Genomic DNA, 25,172 nt, shown 5'->3' with positions numbered 1-25,172 from the left:
GTCCACTTCCTCTCTAATAACTCAAATCTCTACCCACTTGAACTCCACTCATCTAGCGTTAGTGAAGTTCTAAGCCTTCATACTCACTTCACATATCGTTCCAGATTGCAGTTGCAGTAATTAGATAGTTGCTAAAACCCGAAAAATCAAAAAGTTGTATGTAATTACATTTACCTTATATTGGAACTGAATAAAAAATAAACTGTAAAGGAGAAACTATGGTTACATTCAACACTCGACTACTTGCGATGGTATTGGCTTGTAGTTCCACTTCTGTTTTTGCTACTCAGGTATTTTATGATCAAGATGGCGCGGGAGATCATTCGCAGTATCAGGGCGCACCTGTTGATTTTATCTCAGCTCGTGCAGGTACAACAGAGTACTTTAATGCACTCATAGGTGGCTTAACAGTGGATGAGTGCCATCAATTTGAAGTGGTTAATACACAAACTGGCAATTTGATTGCTCCTCTGACATTCAACACGCCCTTTATTTCTGGCCCTATTCCTGCGGAGCATAAGCTAACAGAAAAGTCGCTTAAACTCAGCTGCATATTACCTTCAGGTGAAGAGGCGATAGTCTACCACAAGATACCTAAGGCTCCCGCCGTTGCATGGCACAGTGAAATCAAAGTGGCTGATTGGCAAACGCCGAGTAATGGTCCTGGGTATTTTGCAGATGTTCAATATACCGGCTTGATTAATATTAATAACAACTCGCACCAAGGCCAGTGCCGAAAGGCCAATTATGTCGGTGGTAACCCAACATTTTTCAATGAAAGACATCAAGGTGGGTTTTATAGTGATGTCTTAAATGTTGCGGGTGAGGCTAAATACAGTGGTTTTTATAAAGTACTGGTGACAGAATTAATTTGTAAAAACTCAGGTGGTACAACTCGCCTCGTCGAAACTTGGCATATTAACCAAAACTCACAATCCCGTGAACTTTCTTCCGAGCTATTTTAAACACAAGAATAGTGCAGCCTAGCTGCACTTACTTTACTGAAGCTTAGCTGACACAAATCCCATATCTAGGCAAAATATCATCAATTACACAGAGACGATGCTTTTTAGCCGCATCATGAAAATACTTCCAATTAGAAGTTAAAAATTCACGGCGAAATGGATAGCTATCGTCATCACCTTTAGCACGTGTCGTGCCTAGCGCTTGATGCTTCCACGACCCTTCGCCTTTGGCAATATAAGTAAGTGTGTATGCACCTAGGCCAAATCTATCGGTTTTGATTGCATCAAGCCACAATTGGTGGCGCACTTCACCATCATCCATATTAAATTCAATAAAGCACTGTGCTATTTCTTGCTTTACTGACTCACCCAAGCCTGTTATCTCTTTTCCCCGATAAGCTTGATAGACTTTGCACAGCTCATCAGCAGCAACCAGAAAATCGCTTGGGTTATCTCTTACTACTTTCTCATCCAAACCGTTGATATAGCTCCACACTTGATGCGGCTGATCTGGGTGAGACAGTGCCTGCCCATGTCCAAGGCTTGGAATATCATCTTGAAAAATATCTGAAAAATATTCACTGATACGCTCGCTCCATGTTTCTTCCGCTTCGCCATTTAAGTCTTTTATTTCATTAACTTTATTGACTTTATGTTGTATTCCAGCAAACCCTTGATGGCCCCATGTATCGATGAATACATGAGAGGTAATACCTAGGCGATGTAATCCATATGGCCTTGCCTTATCTGCGATACATTCAGTAATCATGTCTTTTGCTACATATGAATGCGGTTTACAGACCAGTTTTTGAATAAAACTGCCGGAGGGGTTTTGTCCAGCGGGCAACCCTCCATTGCCTGGTAAAAAATGAAAAGGCACCCACACTTTCATATTCTTCAGGCTGTCGAGGTTTTTATAATCAAGCATTTTATGTGCGGTAGCGATACGCTCATAGGCCGCCCCGTTATCAAACTCGATATGACCGTAATTTGTTGCATCGTCTACATATTGCGACGCGTGAGCAATAATTTCAGCTTCTTGTTCAGTGAATCCCGCAGCACGGGCAACAACCCATGTCATACCATGGTGTAAATCAATTTGCATTTTTTATTATCCTTGCCTTTTCTCACGCAACACAGTGTAGTGCGTGAGAATCAAAATGTAACTAACTTAGGGCTAGGATAGGCTATGAGCGACCGTATTGCAGTGAGGCTCACTTTGGTCTCTTTTACCAATTTGACTTAATGCTTGCTCAATTTGAAGGAGTAAATCTGACGCTAATAGCGTTAAAAATTTCTTATTTAGAACAACTAAATAGCAAATTTTTAGCCTTACCTACGTGGATGTAGGTACCTTGGCGATAACAGGACGCGGTAGCGGGGTTATCGACAAGGTTTTCTCGCCTCAAAATAGACCACCTAATTAAGAAAATTGGTATTATTTTGGTTTAGTAATGGCATTGGGGGTTTGTGGTTCTTGGTTTTGCGGATCCCCTGCCACTGGCTGCACCGAAGCAGGTAAAGCACTTTCCCCATTTTCAGTGTTTAAAATCAGTGGTAACCCATCTTTTCCACTACCAATAACCACCACTTTTGCATTGTTCGATTTGGCTAATTCAATGGTTGCTTCTATGCCGCGCCATCTTAGGTAAGTTTCAGAGATCCCCCCACTCACCTTCTCTTGAAAATCAGCTATCCCCATGGCTTCAACTTTCTTTCGCTCTGCTTCTTTTTCAGCAACATCCAAGCGCATTTCGTACTCTTGATACAAGTGCATTTGGTTTACTTTCGCTATAATTGCATTATGCACCCCTTCTGGAATATCTACATGGCGAATTAGCATGTCGTCTAGATTTACCAAATTATGCCCCTGCATCTCGCTCTTTTCTTGCTTTAGTATGGTTTTTTCTTGCAACTGAACCTCTCTCAGGACTGTGCTTAACAGCTTATCTTGAATCTTTAAGCGTTGATTTGCGTATACTTCCTCGGCGGTATAGTCAGAAACAATCATGCGCACCGCAGATGCAACTTCTGGGATCACAATTTCATCTAGATAGTCTTCCCCAACTAACTTGTGTAAATAAGGAATATGCTCCACGACGGGGCGGTAACGCACCGTTATTTCCATTTTTATCCTCAGTCCCTCAGAGGTAATAGCATGGATCTCTGTGGTGGTCGTTTGGAAGCGGCTGGAGTAAATCGTCAACGTATCCCAGGGGTATACCAAAACTGTCCCTTCATAAAACGGGTGCTCAACATACGTGCCGCCAAAGCGCTTCCATATCACTCCCACCTGCCCTGAATCTATTTTTATAAAGACAACTTTGACCAAAACAACGGCGATAAAAAGCAAAATTAGTAACGTCACACCAGCACGAAAGCGCCAAGACAATATGCGTTTATGCCATTTGGGTTTATAGCACTTTAACGCCCGCATAAACAAGTTTGAAAGAATAAGTGCCAGTACGACACCACCAACAGCATATAAACCAAAATCTTCAGGGATAGTAACATTCATGATAGCACTCCATTACTTTCACTATCTTGATGGGTAAATAGTTGTCCTTCTTCCATTTTTAAGTGTGTATCAGCTAAGTGGAAGTAAGCATCATCGTGAGTGATGGCGATAACCGTGTTACCACGTGCCTTTAAGCGTGGTAACACTTGTTCGTAGAATTTGCGTCTAAAGATAGGGTCTTGATCTGCCGCCCACTCATCAAAAATGTAAATAGGCCTATTTTCTAAAATAGTGCTCAGTAGCGCCAATCGCTTTCGCTGCCCTGATGACAAGTCAATGGTACTAAACGCCCCTTCTTGAATACTGACTTTGGCACGCATCTCCAGAAAGTCTAACCACTCGTCTATTTCTTGAGCACTCAAATCACGAATACCATAGAGCTGCTGGAACAAATGAAAATCGGCAAAGACAGCGGTGAATAAACTTCGATATGCGAGCCGATTATCATCAGTCACAGCTTGACCATTTAATAAAATTTGTCCGCCTTGAAGCGCATATAAACCTGTCAGCATACGAATAAATGTGGTTTTGCCACTACCATTTCCACCGGTAATAAAAGTGGTTTTCCCTTGCTCGAATGTAATATCAACAGGCCCTACGGAAAAAGGGCGGTCACTGGATTTCTTCTGGTGCTGATAAAACGCGCCTTGCATAGCAATGGCTTTAAATGATGTGAGGTTTTCGGTAGATTTCAGCCTCTCGGTATGCTGTTGGTCTGCTATCGTTTTAAGATCACGCTCTAGTGCCAAGACATTTTGCGCCGCCTCGGTTGCGGTTGTGAATACTGGGATCCCACCAACAATGCTGGTAATTGGACCGATTAAAAATAACGATGCAGTAGTGACTTTGATCACGACATCTGTATAGACATCGGATAGCATAGGAACAATAAAAACCATTGCACCGGTTGCGGTAAAAAACGTTATTTGTGACAAAATAAAGTCTGTCGCAAACAGAGTTTGTGTTTTTGTCTTCGCTCGCCTAGCACGATTAGAATCGCGACGATATTCCCGCTCTAAGTCTTCTGCTCTTGGCTCACTCAGCTTTACTTCTTTAAAGCCATCAAGCAAATCAGATAAGCGCTGAATAAGCTGGTTTTCACTGTCAAAGGAGATCCGCATGTTGCGCTGAATCTCATTCGCTCTTAAGCGGTGTATACTGGCACCCACCATGATAAGTGTTGAGATAACCATAAAGGCTACAAATGAATGCCAAGCGATATAAAGCGATGTGAAGAATACTAAACTAATAGACTGACCGATGATCACAAAAAGCTGCGCCGATTGAGATATGGTTTGGAGTTCTTTACTTATCGTATTGAAAATCCGTTCCTTACCAACTTTTTCCAGTGTTGATAACTCAGTGTGGCGAATGCTTTCAAATAAATCGACCCTCAGTTTATCTATGGCACGCTCGACCATTTGTGCAGCCTTGGTCATTAAGCGTTGCTGAGTCAAACCATAAATCGCAATAGTGAGTGAAAACAACACAAGATAATAGAGTATGTGGTTTTCTTTATTTATGTCAGAAATATTGGCTGCTACGTTGTTGATAAGTGCAAGCACCAGCGCATTAGCCAAACCAGAAATACACCCAAGTGCAAAAAAGGTCCGTTTTTTTATCTGAATATGTCGGCGAATTAATTCGTACAATACCATTATTATTATCTTTTATTGTTATTGGGCTACTGCCCGCGCATGCAATTAAGCATAGTCCCTAAAAATAAAAACCACAGGTCAAAAACAAAAGAATATCGCTTTAAAACATCTGGTTATATTGATATCAAGTTAAAGCCGTGACAACAGAAATGGCTATTCTTCATCTTGCTCGGCCAATGGTTTGCGCCTTTGCCCAACGAGTAAAATAATCAACCCTATAACAGGCGTGAACATCAATGAGATGAGAAAGAATCCTACCGGCCCCGCAAAGGTGTGACGCCCCCAATACCCAGTTAAAACACATAACACTAAATACAACGCAATTAACATAAGTTGCTCCAAGTTTTGATTGACGACAAACGGAAAATAAACCAGCAGTTGCCTGCCGGTTTATTTCAGCCAGTATCGTTATACTGTGGCTTTATCCGCTGCAGCGGTTGCGTCCGCATTTCCCTTATTTGCACGATACTTAGCTGCAATATCTGCGATATCCCCTTTCATACTTGCTAAATTCAGGTTTATCAGCGTACCGCCATTTTCAAAGTGTCGAACAAACGTAGAGCCCACTGCATGTGTTGATGCCGCAGACACTATTGGCATAAATGCGATTGCGCTTAACGTACCAATCACAGGAACCGCCTTCAAAAAGCTGCTTAGTCCCGCGCCCCCTAAGGTTTGTGGAAAAGAGCCGCCGATCAATGCGCTTACTGTGCCACGCAACTTATTGTCTCCGTATGATTGACCATAGACTTTCGCGACTTCGCCTATCATCTTCATTTGGATCCCCGTCAACGCCACTAAATCAACCGCAGGCAAGGGAATAAACCCAGAACCAAACGACCATTTGGTGTATTTGTCGACAATCAGCTGAGCAACGGCTGCTCTATCTTCATCAGCAACAAGTTGTGGTTCCTGTTGTTCTGGCGCTTCGCTTACCTTGTCGTCCTTCGCTGTTTTTGTCACTGCCATAATTCATCCTCTATGATTTACTTAAACAGTTGTCGAACCCATCAAGTGCCAACACGGCACTTGCCCTAGCACCCATAATTTCACAAGCTATGCTCATTCAAAGATGGGCTTTACTACCTTCATTAATCATGAAGAAGTAAACCTAAGAACAACCAAGGATTTGCACAGTGTCACAAATACAGCTGAGCGAAACGTTGCCACCTACCACAGGTGTTCTATTAATTTGTTTAACCGAGCATCAGAGCTCGATGTTTTCTCTCACCGCGTTATGCCTGATTTAAATCTTGCTGACATTCCTCAGTGCGGTGTTTATCACTATAGAAGATAATGTTGCGGATCTCATCGGCGATACAATCTGACTCAATCCCTTCTTTTACATAGTTGCTAAACACCATGATGCTTTGATCTCGTTCCAGTAAACGAGTAAAACTAGTCACCCATGAATAGGGGTAACTTCCTGAATACTGTAAAAACTTTTCATACATTCTAAGGTTAGCGTCTGCTGGGTTTTCGGGGCAATTTGCTACTTTGCCATACTGGTTAGGGTCGACGTAGGTTACAAACCAACCATAACCATAATATTCACACTCTGTGCTACTGCCGGTATTGGAATAGGGTGCAAAAGCTGCCAGTTTTTGGGCATCACTTAAGATCTGCGTACCATATAACCCTTGATCCCACTTGTGCATATCCTCTACGGTCGAATATAAATCTCCGGCAGAGTAAAGCACTAGCGGATTACTGTAAGGGTTAACCAAAATATCTTCATAGGGGGCGGGCCCGCCTGTAGCTGGAGGGCGGCCATTCGCTAGAGGTAAATACTGGTTTTGGTTGTAGATATAACCTGTGGTCATATTCGAATACACACCTATCGCGCTATATGAGCCACTGTCAGTCATGTTAAGCGGGTTTAGAATTTGCTCTTGAACGATATTAGCAAACCAATACTCACGACCAATGTTGCCCTGTTTACCTGCAGCTAACTGCTCGATAATGTTACCAATAAGATAGTAGTTACAGTTGCTGTATTCATACTTACTGCCGGGCGTGAACGAGGGGGTACCACTTTGCCCAGCTTCAGCACCACAAGTACAAAAGCGATTACTAAAATCTTCTGGTCCGTTAAGGTCTAGATTTGAGTCATATAAATAGGGTCGCCAACCATAGTTGTCGTACACCGCTTCGTTGTCACTGTAGTTATTGATCCCAGATGACATGGTAAGTAGGTGATGCAATGACACATCTGCGCATTGATTATCTGGATACCAAGGCAAGTGGTCGCCAATGGTTTCCTGCCGTAAGTCCTTACCATCTAACATATTCATTAGAATAGCGGCCGAAAACGCTTTGGTATTGGAGCCAATGCGATACTTCGACTTCACACTGTTCGCGACATCATACTGCATATTTTGTGGCCCGCAGTGATGCTGGTAAATTACTTTATCAACTGACGTAATATAAATAGTGCCAAAGAAAAGGTTCGCATCGCAGTACTCTTTCACCACCGCTGCTATCATTTCTAATTGATTAGGTATGATGGTGTGATTATCCGCGATACTTTTTTTCTGCAAACAAGATGCAAGCGCTAGGGTAATGCAAAATAGCATCATCAGTCTTAGTCGCAGTTGTATTAGCCATTTCATTGTTCAAATTCCTTACATTGCCAACCACGTAACCACTAACAAGTGTTATTGCCCAGCTTCCACTGGAAAAGATTAATATTAACCAGTTAAGCCGAGGCTATTTTCGCCATGCCAACTAGCACTTTTCGAGTACCTGTATAGGCCTCTCTGCCATGGGTAAACAGCATATTGTCCAATAGCAAAATATCGTTTTTTTGCCATGGGTAGGCAAAAGTCAGGTCGCGATAAACTTGGTTAATCATGGCAATGTCTTGGTCGCTAATCTCACTGCCATCACCAAAAAAAGCATTGCGTGGTAAAAATTCGCTGCCGATACTGTCACGCATTTGCGCACTGAGTTGATTGTCTAGGCTTGAGCAATGAAACAAGTGAGCTTGATTGAACCATACCTTTTCACCACTTTTTGGATGGCGCATAACGGCTGGACGCCATTGCTTAGTTTGTAGCCTTTTATCATCAAGCCAAGTAAACTCGATTTCATTTTGTTGGCAATAGTGCTCAACCTCTGTCTTACTCTCAGTCTGGAAAACTTCTTGCCAAGGTAGGTCAATATCACCGTAGTTACGCACATATTGCACGCCTAGGCGCTCAAACTTATCTCTTAGCTCAGCTGGAATATGGCGGTAGACTTCACGACTATCAGCAAGGGGGGTGCATCCTCCCGTGGTTGCTGGGATCACACAAAAGAACCCCATTCGCATCGGCCACACATTGGAATAGGCATTCTCGTTATGTTGAAGGATCACTTGATCAGCATGGTACTCAGTCGTGGTATAAATATTGTTGTTCAACGCGGTACGAGGAGAAGAACGATAAATATACTGGCTTAAACGCTCACCAAATAAGGTCTCAAGTATAGTGCTAAACTGATTTGTGCTCACAATATTTAAGCCACGCAGTAGTGCAAAACCATCTCGCTCAACCCAATTATTTACCTCTTGAACGTGACTTTTCACCCATGCCATGCCGCTTTGTTTAACCTCAGATAAGTCATGTATCCGCGGGTCTGCTGCAATCGTTGTCGGATCCAATTCCAAAGAAAGTGCGTGATCCATTGTTTTCCCATCCTTAAAAGTAAGTACTTTTGCTAGTGCAACACATAGTTGCGCTCAATTATGTTAACCAACTGCCCCACTTGCTCGGCTTGCAAGCAGGACAAATGTTCTCCTTTGACTTCATAACAAGAGAGAGAGTGACTAAATGGTTGCCACCCCATGTCTTTATTCACAGGACGGCCTTCAAATTCTTGCGTTTGCTGCGTTTTCACAACACAGATTGGGATGTCGCTAAGCATAGACCGCATCTCAACATTTGCTCGCAGTTGGGCACTAAAAACTTGTTGAAAGTGACGTAGATGCGTATCACTAAAATTAAATCCAGCTTGTTTTATCCAGCGATTGAGAGAAGCAATGCGTGCTGTTGCATCACCTTGTTGATAAGCACTGATTTCAGCATCAGAGACACTAAGGCGGAAAAATGCCACCAGATTATCCAGCATCATTTGTGCAACTTGCGTTTCATCCAAGTTAAGCGCTGGATTGCTTGGGACAGGCGTATCAATCACAGTTAACGAGCAAGTACTTCGACCTTGTTGCTCAAGTAAAGTGGCAAGTTGATAGGCAATAAAGCTGCCAAAAGAATGTCCGACCAAATGCACTTGTTCACCAAGTTCTGCGCCAGCTAATACACTCAAATAATACTCGGCGGTGCGTTCTATGGAGGTTAGCGTCTCAGGCTCCTCGGCAAGCGCCTCTGGTTGCAAGCCATAAACGGGGATACGGCTATCAAGCCCATTCACTAACGCATGAAATGCCATTAGCCAACCTCCCGCTCCCGCAATCAGCACCACAGGTGTAAAACCGAGCTCGCCCTCTTGCAAACACACTAAGGTTTCAAGCGATTGAGGTTTGCCATCGCATTCGCCAAGACCCTCTCTTAATACTTGTATATGCTGACTGAGGCCACGCACGGTTGGATGTTCAAACAGTGCCGACAGCGGCAAATTGAGTTGTAGGTGCTGGTTAATATCACCCACTACACGCAGCGCTAATAGCGAATGACCACCTAAATTAAAGAAGTTATCGTCAAGGCACACTCCATCCACCTGCAAGCGATGAGCAAACTGCTGCGCTAATTGCGTTTGTAGTGGGGTGAGCCTTTCCTGCTTAGCCTCTTGGTGCTGGGATTGCGATAGAGTGTATGAACCGGCCAGCGCAGTGAGCTGTTTGCGATCGACTTTGCCGTTGGTTGTCAGCGGCAGATGGCTAACTGATTGGAACAACTCAGGGATCATGTAAGCAGGTAAAGCCGCTCCAAGTTGCCCCCGTAGTGAAGCCGCGCTAACTTCAGTCTGCTGTGCAGGCTGTACAAATGCCACCAGTTGCGCGTTGTTACTGCCATCTTCGCGCACCACCACAGCGCAATTAGCAACCCTGTTTAGCAGCTGAAGTTGTCGCTCAATTTCTCCCAGCTCAATACGGTAGCCGCGCACTTTGACTTGGTCATCACCACGGCCTAAATACAACAATTCATTTGAGGCTAAACAGCAAGCGCGATCGCCAGTTTTATAAAGTCGCTGGCCGCTATTTGGCTCAATAATAAAGGCTTGCTGCGTCTTTTCCTCGTCGTTGAGATAGCCTCTGGCAAGGCCAATACCCGCAATGTATAAGTCCCCTTCCACACCGGTGGCCACCGCTCGAAGCTGTTCATCGAGTAAATATAAAGACAAACCCGCGATAGGCTGACCGATTGGCACGCGTGCACCGCTGAAGTGCGTGACATCATTAAGCGTTGCCGAAATGGTTGCTTCGGTTGGGCCATAGGCATTAATTATTCGAATACGGTCGCCGTAGCGCTGCTGCCAATCGGTAAGCGCGGCAATCTGCATTTGCTCGCCACCTATGGTGATGATCCGCAGCGAATCTGGCAAGGTGACTGAAGTTGCTGCAAGTTGATGCCAATACGCCGTTGGCAAACTCATCAGTGTTAACTCAGCATCTTGGCTTAATTGCGCCAGTTTATTGGGATCTAACATGTCGTCCGTCGGTGCCATCACCAAGGTTGCACCACGAAGTAAAGTACAAAAGACTTCTTCGGCAAACACATCAAAGCTCATGCTAGCAAATTGCAGGTAATTGTCGCTTGGCGTAATCGCATATTGCGTAGCTAAAGTCTGCACATAATTAACGACACTGGCATGCTCCACCATCACCCCTTTTGGCATGCCCGTGGTGCCCGAGGTATAAATTACGTAACAGAGGTCGTCAATCTGGCATGGCGCAGTACAGCAGCGACTGGGCTGCGCAGCCAAAGCATCCTTAATACTATCTACATCGACTTGAGGCACTACTTGCTCCGAACTACCCTGCCAATATTCTATTTTAGTAACCAGCATGGCTGCATTGGCACTTTGCAACAGCAAACGGCGTCGAGACTCAGGTAGTGTTGGTGCAATTGGTAGATAAGCCGCGCCCAATTTGAGCACCGCAAGCATAGCCACAATAAGCTGGTAATTCGCCTCTAGACACAGGCCAATAATAACGGGGGCTGTACTTAGCTCTAATCGTGATGCAAGGTAATGGGCGAGCTGATTGGCGTCTTTATCTAGCTGTGAATAGGGATAACAGCGAGCTTCCTCAGAGACGCTACTATATTCACGAATAGCAATATGCTCAGGAAATTCAGCAGCAACTTGAGCAAATAATTGCTGAATAGGTAAACTTGGCGTTTGATATGGCGCCGCTTGCGTCAGTGCAAAAGTGGGCAGTGGCAATGCCTTGCTGTACGGCGCGTGTTGAGGCTGCCAAGACAATTTCCCAAGTGTTTGTTCGGGCTGTTGTGTCGCCGCTAACATCAGCTGCTGCATCGCTGCGAGACTTTGCTCGATAAACACCTCATCAAAACACTGCTGCTGATAGCTCAGCGTGAGCGATAAACCCACCCCTACGCCGACCACGAAAGTCAATGGATAGTGTGTTTCGTCAACTTCACTCAAAGTGATTGCCGTGAATGGCAGCGCTTCACTATTTTGCAACGGATCTTGCGGATAATTTTCAAAAACATACAAGCAATCAAATAATAGACTTTTGTTCTCAATACCCGACCATTGATGAACTTGTGTCAGTGGTGTATGCGGGTGCTGCGCCAATGCCGTAAGCTGCGACTTCACCGCTTGCAGGTAATCTTTCACACGTGCATTTTGATCTATCGCGACATGAACCGCTTGTGTATTGATATACAAGCCAACGCGCTGCGCCATTCTACTAAGCGCTGTAGGTCTGCCCGCTATAGTTTGACCAAATAAGGCATACGGTTCGTTGCAGCAACTTGCCACCCAATACGCCCAGAGCCCTTGGATAAACTGATTGACGGTAAGTCCTTGCTCGCTTGTAAAGCGAGTCACGGCATCTTGCAGCGGTTGCGGTAACGTCACACTGAGTTCTTTAACACCAGCCGCTTTATTTTCAGTGTGAAGTACCTTTTCGCTGAGTAATGTGGGCGTGGTAACTCCACCCAAATACTCCCGCCAAAACGCTTCATCACACTCAACATGTGTATGCAAATATTCGATATAATCGCGGAAATTATCTACTACAATGGGGCGTAACTCACCTTGGCAACGAGCTTGATAAAATGCCACTAATTCAGCAAATAATATCGGTAATGACCAGCCATCCATAATAAGATGATGATACGTCCACACCACTCCAACATTGCCATCATCAAAAGCGATTAAGCACAGCCGCATACAAGGCGCTTGCGAGAGCTTAAGCGGCTCGGCAAGCTCCACTTCGGCCTGTGATTTCACCACATGCGATTGCGCATCTGCAATAGCGACACTCTGCACCAGATTCAGCGGTAGTTCGGCATGTTTATAAACCACTTGCAGCGGCTCGCCAGCAACATCTATAAAGGCCGAGCGTAATATGCTGTGCTGTTTAATTAATTGCTGCCAAGCGTAACTCAACGCCTCGATATCCACACAACCTTGTAGCAATAAGCTGGCTTGCTCGATATAAGGCTGCGTGCTTTGAGTGTGCGCCTCACGTGCCGTTTGACTGTGGAACCACATGCCTTGCTGTAAACCCGTTAGGGGGTAAATATCCTCAACTTCCCCTTCAACCTGCCCAAATATGCGCTGTAACTGCCGTTCAGAAATGCCGCTGAGAAGTGCAAAGTCACTGACTGTGTAATGACGTTGAGGCTGGGATTGGCAATGCTCGATGACCTGAATTAGACTTTCGAGTATCTCTTTACTTAATTGCTCTGCTGCTTCAGATGCTAAGCGCTGGCTGTCAAACTCCAGCGTTAACGCCAATTGACCATCCACGACCGCCGCGGTTAGCTGCGCTCCAAAGTAACTGAGATTTGACTCTGCAACCAAAGTGCCTGTCGACTCATTAGCATCTCCCAACAAGCCTTGCTGCTCAATAACTGTATCTAGCTGGCCTAAATAGTTAAAAAACAGTAAGTCTCGGGTATCAATCTCAAGCGATGAGCGAACGTTTGGCTCTGGGTGTAAATACCGCGCAGCACCATAACTACTGGCAACTTTAGCGCTCCTTTCAAGCTCTGCCTTGATACTACAAATGACATCATGCAAGCGGCTGCCATTACTAAATAACGGCATTGGATAGAGCGCCGTTAACCAGCCAATGGTTCGGCTGCTATCCAGTGCCTCGGTCAGCAACTCGCGACCATGCCCTTCTAGCATGATCACTTCACTGCCTGCACCACGCTTTTGCGCACACCAGGCAAGTGCACTGAGCAGCAGTGCTTGCGCCGTCGTACCATAACTGGTGTTGGCAGATCCCAATAATGCACGGGTGTGCGATGCTGATAACGTGTGGCGAGCTTTAGCTATCGTTGGAGTCGCGCTTGTATCTTTTAGGCTCAATAAGTGTGAACTTTCAGCCAGCGCAGCCACCTTCTGCCATTTGCGCAAGTCGCGCTCATTAGATGCAAGTTCACGATAAAAAACGGCAAGTTCAGCCAAATTTGCGCTTGCGGCTGGAAGCTCAACCGGCACATTGTTTATTTGCTGCTGTAGTAACTGGCTCACATCTTCAAGTAACACCCGCCAAGAGACGCCATCCACTAGCAAGTGATGTGCACTAAACAGCAAGCGATTATTGGCCTCACTGTTAGGTGTAACAAATAGCACCGCTTTAAACAGTGGCGTGCTAGTAAACGCAAAACCTTGCTGCACTTGTTCACTGAACTCGCTCAGCTCAGCTTGCCATACCTCACGCTCAAGTGTATGCGCCGTAAATACCTTTTGAATATCAATGCTATCACGTACAAATAGGGTGTTTTCATCCGCAACCACCAAGCGTAGCGCGTCGTGCTGGGTAAGCAGATATTTTACAACCTCCATAAGCTGCGCAGGTGTGACGGATTTATCCACACTCACCAACACGCTTTGATCCCAATGACTGGGTTTGGCAAATTGCTGAGCAAAAAACCAATACTGAATTGGTAATTTATCGAGCTGACCAACCAATGGCAGTCTTTCTCTGTCCGTCGGCACCAGAATATCTTGCTGGGCAAGTCTTGCAGCAAGCGCCGAAACACTGGGGTAGGTAAACACATCAGTCGCACTCACTGGTAACTTGAGTACTTTGGCTTTACTTGCGATTTGAATACTCAAAATAGAGTCGCCGCCCAACGCAAAATAGTCGTCCTCAGCTGTCATGGACGGCGTATTTAATACCTGCCGATAAATCGCCAATAACTGAGCAACGACGCTGTTAGCCTGTGGAACCAACGCGCTCTGCTCGGTTACTGTGATAGTCTGTTGCGTTTTACCAAGTGTTGCCAAGGCACGATGGTCAACCTTGCCATGCGGCGTCAAAGGGAGCTTTTCGAGCATAACAAAGTGCTCTGGCACCATATAACTTGGTAGCCTTTCCTTTAGCTGGGTTTGAAGCTCCTTAGGCTCAATATTTGCCACCACAAATGCCTGCAACTGTGGCTGCCCTGACGCACTTGTGGTTATCTGAACCGCACATTCTTGTACGCCCGATAGCAGCCCAATTTGCTGTTCAATTTCGGCCAGTTCAATACGATAACCTCGCAGCTTTACTTGTCCATCATTACGACCCATATAGGCGATACGGCCGTTGCTAAGCTGGCGTACTAAATCTCCCGTTTTATAGGCTCGTACCGTTTGCGATGGAGAGACTTGTAGCTCAATAAAACGCTCAGCGCTAAGCTGTGGTTGATGTAAATACCCTCTAGCAAGTCCCGCTCCGGTAATATATAACTCCCCAATCATCCCCTGAGGCACAGCGCGCAATTGTGGATCTAAAATAAATAGCTGGCTATTGTCGACAGGTAAGCCGATATCTGGCACCTGTTCGTCAAACTCAACCACGCCTGAGGTCGCGACTACAGAGGCTTCGGTAGGTCCATAGTTATTGACTAGGGTAAATTCGTATTCTTTTGCTTGTAGCGCACCGAGCTTATCGCCACCAACCAATAAATAGCGCAAGCTTTGCGGGTTAAACAAAGGCTCGGTGAGCAGCGCTTGGGCAATTGGCGTTGCAATAAAACTATGTGTGACTTGATGTGTGTTGAAGCAGGTAGTTAATTCGGCCGGTGACTGTAGCACCGCTTTTGTTACACACACTAGACTCGCTCCGGCACATAAATAAGGCCAAACCTCCCACGTTGCCGCGTCAAAGGCGGGGTTGGCGGTTTGACTTGCAACACTATGAGTATCCACCGCAAAGGCTCGCTGGTGCCAAGCACATAAATTCGCCAATCCTTGGTGAGCTATCATTACGCCTTTGGGGTTACCTGTCGTGCCAGAGGTATAAATCACATAAGCCAACTGCTCCACGTTAACTTCTGGAAACTGCTGAGGTATTGATATTGCAGCAAGACGCGCTCGCACGTCGGCGTCATCAACACAAATGACATGTGGGGAGCGGTAGTCAGCGTCAATGTGGTTATCATCTAACTCTGCTGACTCAAAGCGAGCGGCAAACTCACACTTTGTTAAAACCAGCGCGGCACCGCTGTCTTTGGCAATGTAATTCACTCGCGCTTGAGGGTAATGAGGGTCCACAGGTACATAACATCCACCCGCTTTTAACACAGCCAACATCGCCACAATGAGATCTGCGCTACCCGTCATCGCAACAAGTACAGGCTGCTCTGATTGCAGCCCTTCGCTTAATAACAGCGCCGCCAATGCCTTGGTTCTTTCATTAAGCTCACCATAACTCAAGGTTTGCTTTGAGTTTGTGTCAATTACTGCGAGCCGCTCAGCTTGTGCAGGCTCTGCCATATTTCGCTCAATTTGCTCAAGCACTGACTGCTCTAAGTGTTCCGGCGCTGACTTGCCTGAAATCGCATAATCCGCTAGCGGCTGCTCCTTGCAAAGTTTTATACCCGCAAGAGCGCAATCAGGTTGCGCGAGTAACTGCGCAATTACAAGGTTAAAACACTCTGCAATGCTAGCCACCATTTCTTTTTCAAATAGCCCACTGTTGTATAGCCAGTGCAATCGCAACCCTTGCCCACTTAATGTGGCACTGAGCTCTAGATCAAACTTGGCACGCGCGTTTTCTGACGTTAAAACTTCCGTGCTGAGCCCCACAAACTCTGGTGTGTGCTGTGGCTCGGGATTAAATGCAAAACTCAACTGGAAAACACTCTGGTGACTCAGCTCTCGGCTAACACCAAGATGATCAATGAGCTGCTCAAAGGGCAAAGATTGATGTTGATGTACTTGTTCAATCTGCTCTTTTTGTATATCGAGTAGTTGGCTGAAACTCTGCTGCCAATCGAGCTTCACGCGAATCGGTAAGGCATTAACAAAAAAGCCAATCAACTGCTCCACTTGTGGGTGATGCCGCCCTGAAAATGGCGCACCAATCACAATATCATCCACTTTGCTAAACTTGGCGAGCATCACCGCATACGCGCTATGCAACCAAATAAATGGGGTTATTGCCAAGCGCTGGCAATGCTGTTGTAGCTGTTGCCATGTCTCTGCGCTTAGCTGCTGATCAAATGCTTGCGCGCTATTGTTCATGGCCTGCACACGCGGCGTATCGAGCGGTAATTGATGCAGTGGTGGCGCACCATCAAGGTGCGCTGACCAAAATTTCATGTCTGCACTTTGCTGCGCGCCTTGGCACTGTGCTCGATGCCAATGAGCATAATCCGCGTATTGCACCTCAGGTGGCGCAATCAAGTTACGGGCAAGTTCACAGCCTTGGGCGTAATGGGCATAAAATTGCGTAAGCTCTCGCATTAATACTTCAATGGAGCCAGCATCACTAGCAATGTGGTGCATGTTGACAATAAGACGATGGTAGCCTGATGAAAAGCGAACTAGTGTTACACGGATCATTAGATCTTTACTAAAGTCAAAACCCTGCGCTTGGTCGTCTCGTACTGCGCGCTGCCAAAGCAAGTTTTGCCACAGCGGTGATTGCGTGGAGACGTCAATAAGCGTAACAAACTGCTCAGGCAAAGCCACAAGATACTGTTTAGGCTGACCGTTGGTGTTGGTAATAGTCGAGTGCAATACCTGATGCCGTGACAGCACCTTTTGCCAACTTTGCTCGAATGCGCTCAGATCAAGCTTTCCTGAAAACGCCAATAACGCTTGAATTTGATATTGCTGGCTGCCCTGCTGCATTTGATCTAATGTCCACAAACGCTGCTGAGCAAAGGACAGCACCACACCATTGGTTTTATCTACCACAACAATTGTACTTAGCTGCGTGTCTTGCTTTTCAAGTGCTGTCGCTAAACCTTGCACCGTAGGGTGCGTAAAAATCGTTTGCAGCGGTAACTCAATTTGCAGCGTTTTGCGAATATGATTTGCCAGTTTTGCAGCAAGTAGTGAGTGCCCGCCGAGTCTAAAAAAGTCGTCATAGCGACCAACTGATTCGCACTGCAAGATCTCAGAAAAATAGCTTGCAAGTTGGGTTTCAAGCTCGCCAATCGGTGCTTCATAAGTGTTTTCGTTAAAGCTTGTATCAAGTTGCTGCAGTAGTGCTTTTTTATCGACTTTGCCATTGCTGGTCAGTGGCATAGCTGCCACCGCTTGCACTTTGGCAGGCAACATATGGTCGGGTAAATTTTGTTTTAAAAACTGCTGCATAACTAACGTGATGTCATCGAACTCGACCTGTTTGTGTAACACCACAAAGGCGCAAATCCAGACATTTTCTGGGTCTTGCCGATTTAACAGCACAGTGACCTCAGCCACTTCGGGATGGTGGCGCAACTGGTTTTCAATTTCGCCTAATTCAATACGATAACCCCGAACTTTTACTTGGTCGTCAATTCGGCCAACGTAGCTCAGCTCACCACTAACCATTAAGCGCACGAGATCGCCCGAACGATATAGCCGCTGATCGGGTGCTGCACTAAATGGGTTTTGAATAAAGCGTGTCGCGTTTAACTCGTCACGTTGCCAATACCCCCGACAAACCCCCTCGCCACCTACGTACAACTCGCCCACGGCACCTTGCGGCAAGAGCCTTTGCTTGTCATCAAGTACATAGCAGCTGGTGGTCGGAATAGCATGACCTATATTACTGGTGCCAAGCGTCAGATCCGCAGGCTCCAGCGCTTTAAACGTAACATGTACCGTGGTTTCGGTAATGCCATACATATTGATTAACTGGCAATTTGATAACTGCTGTGCCCAAGGTTGTAGCTTACTCGGCTGTAGCGCTTCACCACCAAAAATTACGTACCGCACTACACATTCACTCGCCAAGTGACTGTCGTTGAGTAGCGTGGCTTGTAGCGCGTAAAACGCACTTGGTGTTTGATTTAAGACCGTAACCTGGGCATCAACCAATAGCTGAGCAAAAGCTTGGGTGTCTTGCGCAGTCACTTTATCCACAACCACAAGGCGACCACCAAAGAGTAACGCGCCATACATTTCCCACACAGAGAAATCAAAGCAGAAGGAATGAAATAAGGTCCAAATGTCTTGCTCATTAAAATCGAATAAGTTGGGCTCAACATGGAGTAACCGCACCACATGACGGTGCTCAATTTGTACGCCTTTTGGTCGCCCTGTGGTGCCAGAGGTATAGATCATATAAGCCAAATCTTGCGGCTCAATCTGAATAACATCAAGCTGCTTGAGGGCTTCGCGGCTGACCTGATGCTCTGCCTGTGACACATTAATTAGCTGGTATGAAAGCTGACTAAACTGTGCCTGCGTGGCGTTATCACAAAGCAGCCATGGGCTTTGCACGTCTTCCAAAATATATTCAATGCGTTCTTGCGGGTAGTCGGGATCTACTGGCACGTAGGCGGCACCCACTCTAAGCACTGCCAGCAAGGTCACTATCATCTCAATGCTACGTGATACACTCACCACCAACATGGTTCGTGGCGTGACCCCTTGTTGTAACAGCATTATCGCCAGCGCATCGACTCGAGTATTGAGCTCACGATAACTCAGCACAGTCGTGCTATCTTGCACAGCTGTGCGTGTGGCAAAGCGCTCGGCATAGCGCGTGAATAAGCTGGTGATAGTGTCTTGCTTAGGCCAAGTTGCCCCATGGCATTGCGCGCCCGTTATTAAAGCTTGTTGCTGTTTTTGGTTCAGTAACGCAAGTTCACCAACGGCGGTATGAGGCGCTGTAACACACGCTTGAAGTAGCGTATGAAAGCAATCCGCCCAATGTTTGATGGTCTCTTCTGTGTAAAGATGGCTATCAAACTTCCAATGTAAATAAAGGGCCTGCTTATCAACTATGGCATTGAGTTCTATGTCGCATTTTACAGGGATGCTGTCCGCCTGCTTTTTTTGCACTTCTTGAACTGATAACCCAGGAAGCGTAAAAGCGCGCTCATCACGGGTTTCCAGTGTAAATAATATTTGTACTAGCGGGTGGTGGCTTAAATCTCGTGGAGCGCCAACGGCTTCAACCACTTTATCAAAAGGAATATCGCGGTATTCAAACGCCGCTAAGTTGAGGTCTTTTTGTTGCTGCAACCATTGGCTAAATGGCATATCACTTTCAAGCTTTGCTTGCATCACTAAGGTATTAACGAACAAGCCAATTAACGGTGTTAATTCGGGGTGATGGCGACCAAGCTCTGGCGTGCCTACAACTACCTGCTGCGATTGCGTAAGCCTTGCGATAAACAACATAAAGGTATTGAGCAGCCACATAAAGGGGGTCAGTTGGAGCGACTTCGCCTGTGTCGAAATCGCCGCAAATAACGACGTATCAAGCGCTTGGCGATATACTTTCCCTGTTAACGACTGCACCGCAGGACGGACAAAATCGCAAGGCAATGACTGCAACGGCGCTAATTCGCTAAATTGCTGTTTTAGTTGCGCCAATGGTGCCTCGATGCGATCTGGCGTTAGCTGTGCTCGCTGCCACTGGCTAAAATCACTATATTGCACCTGCATAGTTGCAAGCGGCGTATAAGATGTGCCTATGTGTTTGCAATAGCCAGCTTCGATTTCTTGTGCAAGTAACGCCATTGACGCCCCATCAGAGACGATATGGTGCATATTAAATGCAAGGTGATGTTCATCGCCATCACTCACCACCAGCACGCGAAGCAAACAATCATGAGCCAAGTCAAAAGGCTTGTTTTGATGTGCTGCGATGCGCGAAGCAATGTAGGCTTGCCTTGTTTCCTCAGCAGCTACACTGGCATCAAGCCACTCGAACGGCGCACTAATATCATCCGTTATTTGCAGCTGGGGTTGGCCATCTTGTTCATTTTTTACAAACCTAGCGCGCAGTATTTCGTGGCGCTGCACCACATCTTGCACAGCGCTGCGCATTGCGGGAATATTAAGCTCGCCGCGTAACAAAAACTCGGCGGGCATATAATACTGCTTGCTGCCTTGCAACTGCTCTATAAACCAAAGCCCCTCTTGTGCAAAGCTTAGCGGTAAGTCCTTCCCCGCATTTGGCTGCGTGATAATGTGCGGTGAAGATTTCGCCATATCACGGCTTTGCTGCTGAAAGTAAGCTATGATCTCTGATTTATATTCAACTACTTGCTGTTTTAACTGGGGAGGAAACCCAGCGGTTTGCTTAAATGCTAAGCCACCGTTTTTTTCATACAAGGTCACGCCAGCTGCTAATGCTTCTGCGATCAATGCCTCTATCTGTCTTTGCTGTTCATTCATCACAAAAACATCTCCTCAGACTGACCGTTTTCGTCTGCTGCTCTGGCTGCACGATGGATCTCACACCAAGTTGCAAGTGCACGAACACTTGGCCGCTCGAACAATACTTTTAAGGTAATGGGCACCTCAAGCGCTTGTTCAATTAAGGCAACCGCTTGGCTTGCTGATAAAGAGTGCCCCCCTAATTCAAAGAAGTTACTGTTAATATCTCGGACTTGAGTATTGAGCACTTGAGCAAAAACTTCTTCCAGTAGCGTTTGTAGCTCGGTCAAAGGAGCTAAAGGTGCTGTAAGCGCTTGCGCCTGTTGCGATTGCACCAGCTGTGCAAGCGCTCCTGCGTCTACTTTGCCATTATTGGTAAGCGGCATAGCAGCCAGTGCATACAGCTTGTAAGGCAACATGTAACTTGGTAGGACCTCTGCTAACGAGGTTAAAACCTGAGTCTGTAGCGCTTGTTCAAGCTCACAGATGGCATCACTGTGCGATGACGTAGTTAGCACCACACAGGCCAGTAAGTTATCTTTACTTTCGTTAAGTAACACATGTGCTTGTTGCACTACATCTAGTTGCTCAAGCTGAGCTGCGATCTCATCAAGCTCAATGCGATAACCACGCAGCTTAACTTGATTGTCTCGACGACCAATAAACTGCAGCACGCAAGAGCAGCCCTGTTCATCTAGCAGCCAGCGCACTTGATCCCCCGTCTGATAATAACGCTGCGAGTTATTCATCAAAGACAATGATACAAATTTACTGGCGCTGAGTTCAGGCAATCCAAAATACGCCTGAGCCACATTATCGCCTGCGATGTATAGCTCACCGGGCATGCCCATAGGCACAGGCTGTTGATGCTGATCCAATACCACCAAATCAGTGCCTTGAATGGCGTTACCAATTGGCACAAAGCGCTGTGATTGCTGTGCAAGCGCAACCGCATCTTGGCCACTACAGCGATACACACAGCACCCAACCGTTGCTTCTGTTGGACCATATTCGTTGTAAAAATGAGCCTGTGGCACCAGTGCTCCAACTTGAGCCACCACGCTGCTAGATAGGGCTTCTCCCCCCACCACAATGTGGTGCGCTGCATTGCTTGGTTGTAATCGTGCCAGCACGCCTTGCAAATGGGCTGGTGTCAACTTAAACAACAGCGCTTCTTCGCGCGCTAAACATTCACTTAGCTCTGTGATTAACTGCCCGCCATCGCTTAACAATACAACGCCAAGACCATTAACCAGCGCGCCCCATAAGCTCGTTACTGTCGCATCAAATGCTAAAGGTGTGCTGACAACACTCTCATGTAAATCGCTTTTGACATAACTACGGCTCACGTGCTCAAGATAAAGGTGCAAGTTTCGATGGCTTATCATCACGCCTTTGGGTTGCCCTGTGGTGCCTGAGGTATAAATCATATAAGCTGGCGCATCAATATCACTTAATGGCGCAAGCGCCTCTACAGGCATGTTCTGCCAATCCTGCTCGGTGTCTATTAGCATCACATGGCAGCTGAGATCTGTGCTGTTTGGAAGTAGCGCTGAGGTGGTGATAAGGCAAGTCGCTTTACTGTCACGCAATATATAGTGCTGACGCTGACTCGGTGCATTGGGGTCAAGCGGCACATACACAGCCCCAACTTTTAAGATTGCCAACAGTGCTACAACTTGCTCACAACTTGGCGCTAAGCTTATTGCGACCTGCGACTTTGCTGTTACGCCTTGCTCAACCAAGTAACGCGCTAGCTTGTTACTTTGTAGCTCCAATTCGCCAAAACTTAACCGCTTGCCAGTCATATCTCGTACAGCATTATGGTTCGCGTGGTGCTGAGCAAAATGTTGTATTTTATCGCTGATAAACCAAGGAGATTGCGGCTGTGCTTGCGCGGTAAGCCCTAGCTCGCTGAGTGTTTTGCTATCAACTAATGGTAAGGTATTTACGCTTTGCTCAGGGCTTTTCAGCGCCGCGCCAATTAACGTCACAAAAGCATCACTCATCGCCTGTACGCTACTGTGCTTAAACAAGGCTTTGGCATAATTCCACTGCACTGCAATCTCACTGCCAAATTCTTGTGCATTGACTTCTAAGTCGAACTTCATTGCAGGCTTGAGATCAAGCTGTTGCTCGATTTTAAGATGAGGTAGCTCGAAGTCACTTTGTTCGTTATTTTGTAGTGCAAAGAGTATTTGTAACACGGGTGAATGCGCTAAGCTGCGCGGAGGATTAATGGCATCAACAAGTTGTTCAAAGGGTAAACTCTGATGGGCAAACGCCGCTAAAATCACCTGCTTTTGCTCACTTAGCCAATCGTTAAATGAAGGCGACCCCACTTTGCGAGTGCGAATAGCTAAAGTATTCACAAAGCAGCCCAGTAATCCCTCTAACTCTTTTACCTCACGTCCGGCAATGGGCGAGCCAATAACAATATCCTGCGTTTGACTAAGACGAAGCATCAACAGCGAAAAGGCACTTTGCAACCACATATACAAGGTTACTCCTTGTGCTTGGCAATGCGCTTTTATCGCCTCAACTTGCGACGTCGTAAGAGTATGACGAATACACTCACCATCAAGGGACTGAACTTGTGGTCGCTCAAAGTCCAGCGGTAATTCATGAACAACAGGACATTGCTGCAACTGAGTTTGCCAATAGGCAAGATCCGCCTGATAGCTATCTTGCTGTCTTTGCTGCCAGTAGGCAAAGTCTGCATACTGCACCGCTAGCGGCTTAGCGTATTGCTCTGGCAACGAATGCGCTGGCGTTTCACTAAAGTGCCGATAAAACGCCACAAATTCTTTCGCCAGCAGCGCCATTGACCAACCATCGCTGGCAATGTGGTGCATGTTAAACAAAAGTCCAAATTGGTTGTGACTAAACTGTACACAGATCACGCGCAGCATAGTGTCTTGGCATAAATCAAAAGGCTTGCTGAGCGATTGTTGCTGCAATGTTTGCCAACGCTGCTGTTGCTCTGCGTTATTCAGCCCAGACAAATCGACTAATTCCACAGGACAGGCTACTTGATCACGAACTTGCTGCACAGCACCGTGATCACCACTTGCAGGAACGATGACCGTACGGAGTACTTCATGACGTGCAACAATCGCGCTTAACGCTTGTGTTAAAGCGTCAATATCTAAGGCACCTTCACACCAATAGCTCGCTGGCATATGGTATTGCACACTTTGCTCATGTAACTGGTCGATTAACCACAAACGCTGCTGAGCAAAAGACAAAGGTAACGCTTGGGCCCTTGATACCGGCTCAATGGTATTGCTGTGCGCAATCATCGAACTTGTCGTTATCGCTTCAGCAAATGCTGCAATACTCGGTGCATCAAAAAGTTGTGGTAAGGTGATATCTCGCCGCTGCTCACTGCGCACTCGGCTTATCACTTTAATGGCCAGCAGCGAATGCCCGCCTAAGTCAAAGAAGCTGTCGTTAATACTCTGTACTTGGCTCGGCAGAAGCTCGCGATATAACTCAAGTAAATAACGCTGTATGTCCGTGAGCTTAGATCCATCAATTACCTCGGTGACCTCATGGCTTTTCGCCTGTGCCTGATAGGCAAGCTGTAATGCTTGCTTGTCTACTTTTGCGTTTGCAGTCAGCGGAATATCAGCAACGATATCCAGTGTAGCGGGTAACATGTAACTGGGCAGCGACTGCGATAAAGCTTGGCGCAACTGCACAAGTGTGAGCTTAGCCTCGTCATGTAAGACCACATGAGCCACTAGGCTTTCTTGCGCTTCATCAACACTCACAGCGCAGCTTTTTACTTGTGTCAACGCGTCGATTTGATGAGCGATTGCCACAAGAGAAATACGGTAGCCGCGCAGTTTGACTTGCTCATCTAACCGCCCCAAATAACAAAGATAGTCTGCCTCACCGCGCGCATTCGCCTGCCACTTTGCCTTGTCGCCACTGCGATACCAACGCATGCTTGAAGTACCAGACGCAGGCACCGCTTGCTCAACAAAGCGTGCTTGCGTCACACTCGCGAGATTAATATAGCCTTCACACACCCCACCTCCCGCAAGCCAAAGCTCTCCGGGCATATTAGGTAAAGCCAGCTGACCAAACTCATCGACTACCGCAAGGGTCATATTATCGATAGCATGGCCAATAGGCACTTCTTCATGACCCGCTAACAAGTGGCGCGACTCACGGCTTACAGCATAGATACTACAGCCGACTGTTGCCTCAGTTGGGCCATATTCGTTTATCCACTGAGCATTAGGGAGCTTATCCATCAGCTTATCAACCAAAGCTGCGCCCAGC

Annotated in this window: 10 protein-coding genes (1 of these 10 only partly in view); 1 reads left to right on the top strand and 9 read right to left on the bottom strand. The window is 46.4% G+C overall.

The features are described from left to right. Positions 1 to 218: 218 nt before the first annotated feature. Entirely contained in the window at positions 219 to 965 is a 747-nt protein-coding gene (locus J8Z24_RS02515; RefSeq protein ID WP_176032413.1) for a hypothetical protein, read from the top strand. Between the two features lie 43 nt (positions 966 to 1,008). On the opposite strand, the gene J8Z24_RS02510 is transcribed toward J8Z24_RS02515, so the two are convergent. The 9 genes from J8Z24_RS02510 to J8Z24_RS02470 form a co-directional block, all read right to left on the bottom strand. Beyond that, a complete protein-coding gene (locus J8Z24_RS02510) occupies positions 1,009 to 2,070 on the bottom strand; it encodes a DUF6765 family protein (RefSeq protein WP_176032414.1) in 1,062 nt (353 codons plus the stop codon). A gap of 333 nt (positions 2,071 to 2,403) precedes the next feature. Continuing rightward, positions 2,404 to 3,483, bottom strand: coding sequence for a prohibitin family protein (locus J8Z24_RS02505; protein WP_176032415.1), 1,080 nt, complete (start codon positions 3,481 to 3,483; stop codon positions 2,404 to 2,406). Next, entirely contained in the window at positions 3,480 to 5,141 is a 1,662-nt protein-coding gene (locus J8Z24_RS02500) for a cyclic peptide export ABC transporter (protein ID WP_176032416.1), read from the bottom strand. Before J8Z24_RS02500 ends, J8Z24_RS02505 begins: the two co-directional genes overlap by 4 nt. Positions 5,142 to 5,294: 153 nt before the next feature. Then, on the bottom strand, positions 5,295 to 5,471 hold the full coding sequence (locus tag J8Z24_RS02495) for a hypothetical protein (RefSeq protein ID WP_167508250.1): 177 nt from the start codon (positions 5,469 to 5,471) through the stop codon (positions 5,295 to 5,297). A gap of 78 nt (positions 5,472 to 5,549) precedes the next feature. After that, positions 5,550 to 6,110, bottom strand: coding sequence for a YcjF family protein (locus tag J8Z24_RS02490; RefSeq protein WP_176032417.1), 561 nt, complete (start codon positions 6,108 to 6,110; stop codon positions 5,550 to 5,552). A 266-nt stretch (positions 6,111 to 6,376) separates the two neighbouring features. Beyond that, on the bottom strand, positions 6,377 to 7,753 hold the full coding sequence (locus tag J8Z24_RS02485; protein WP_252095196.1) for a serine hydrolase domain-containing protein: 1,377 nt from the start codon (positions 7,751 to 7,753) through the stop codon (positions 6,377 to 6,379). Positions 7,754 to 7,839: 86 nt separating this feature from the next. Then, on the bottom strand, positions 7,840 to 8,808 hold the full coding sequence (locus J8Z24_RS02480) for a TauD/TfdA family dioxygenase (RefSeq protein WP_252095195.1): 969 nt from the start codon (positions 8,806 to 8,808) through the stop codon (positions 7,840 to 7,842). Positions 8,809 to 8,840: 32 nt separating this feature from the next. Continuing rightward, positions 8,841 to 20,897, bottom strand: coding sequence for a non-ribosomal peptide synthetase (locus J8Z24_RS02475; protein WP_252095617.1), 12,057 nt, complete (start codon positions 20,895 to 20,897; stop codon positions 8,841 to 8,843). Next, positions 20,897 to 25,172: the final stretch of a non-ribosomal peptide synthetase gene (locus J8Z24_RS02470; protein ID WP_252095194.1), read on the bottom strand. It continues 5,552 nt past the right edge of the window; only the last 4,276 of its 9,828 coding nucleotides appear in the window; its start codon lies off the right edge, out of view; the stop codon is at positions 20,897 to 20,899. The genes J8Z24_RS02475 and J8Z24_RS02470 overlap by 1 nt, the downstream gene beginning before the upstream one ends.

Origin of the sequence: Pseudoalteromonas sp. SCSIO 43201, assembly GCF_023716725.1 — a bacterium.
GTDB lineage: Bacteria > Pseudomonadota > Gammaproteobacteria > Enterobacterales > Alteromonadaceae > Pseudoalteromonas > Pseudoalteromonas peptidolytica.
Note: the sequence above shows the minus strand (reverse complement) of the source record. Positions and strands in the feature narration are given on the sequence as shown.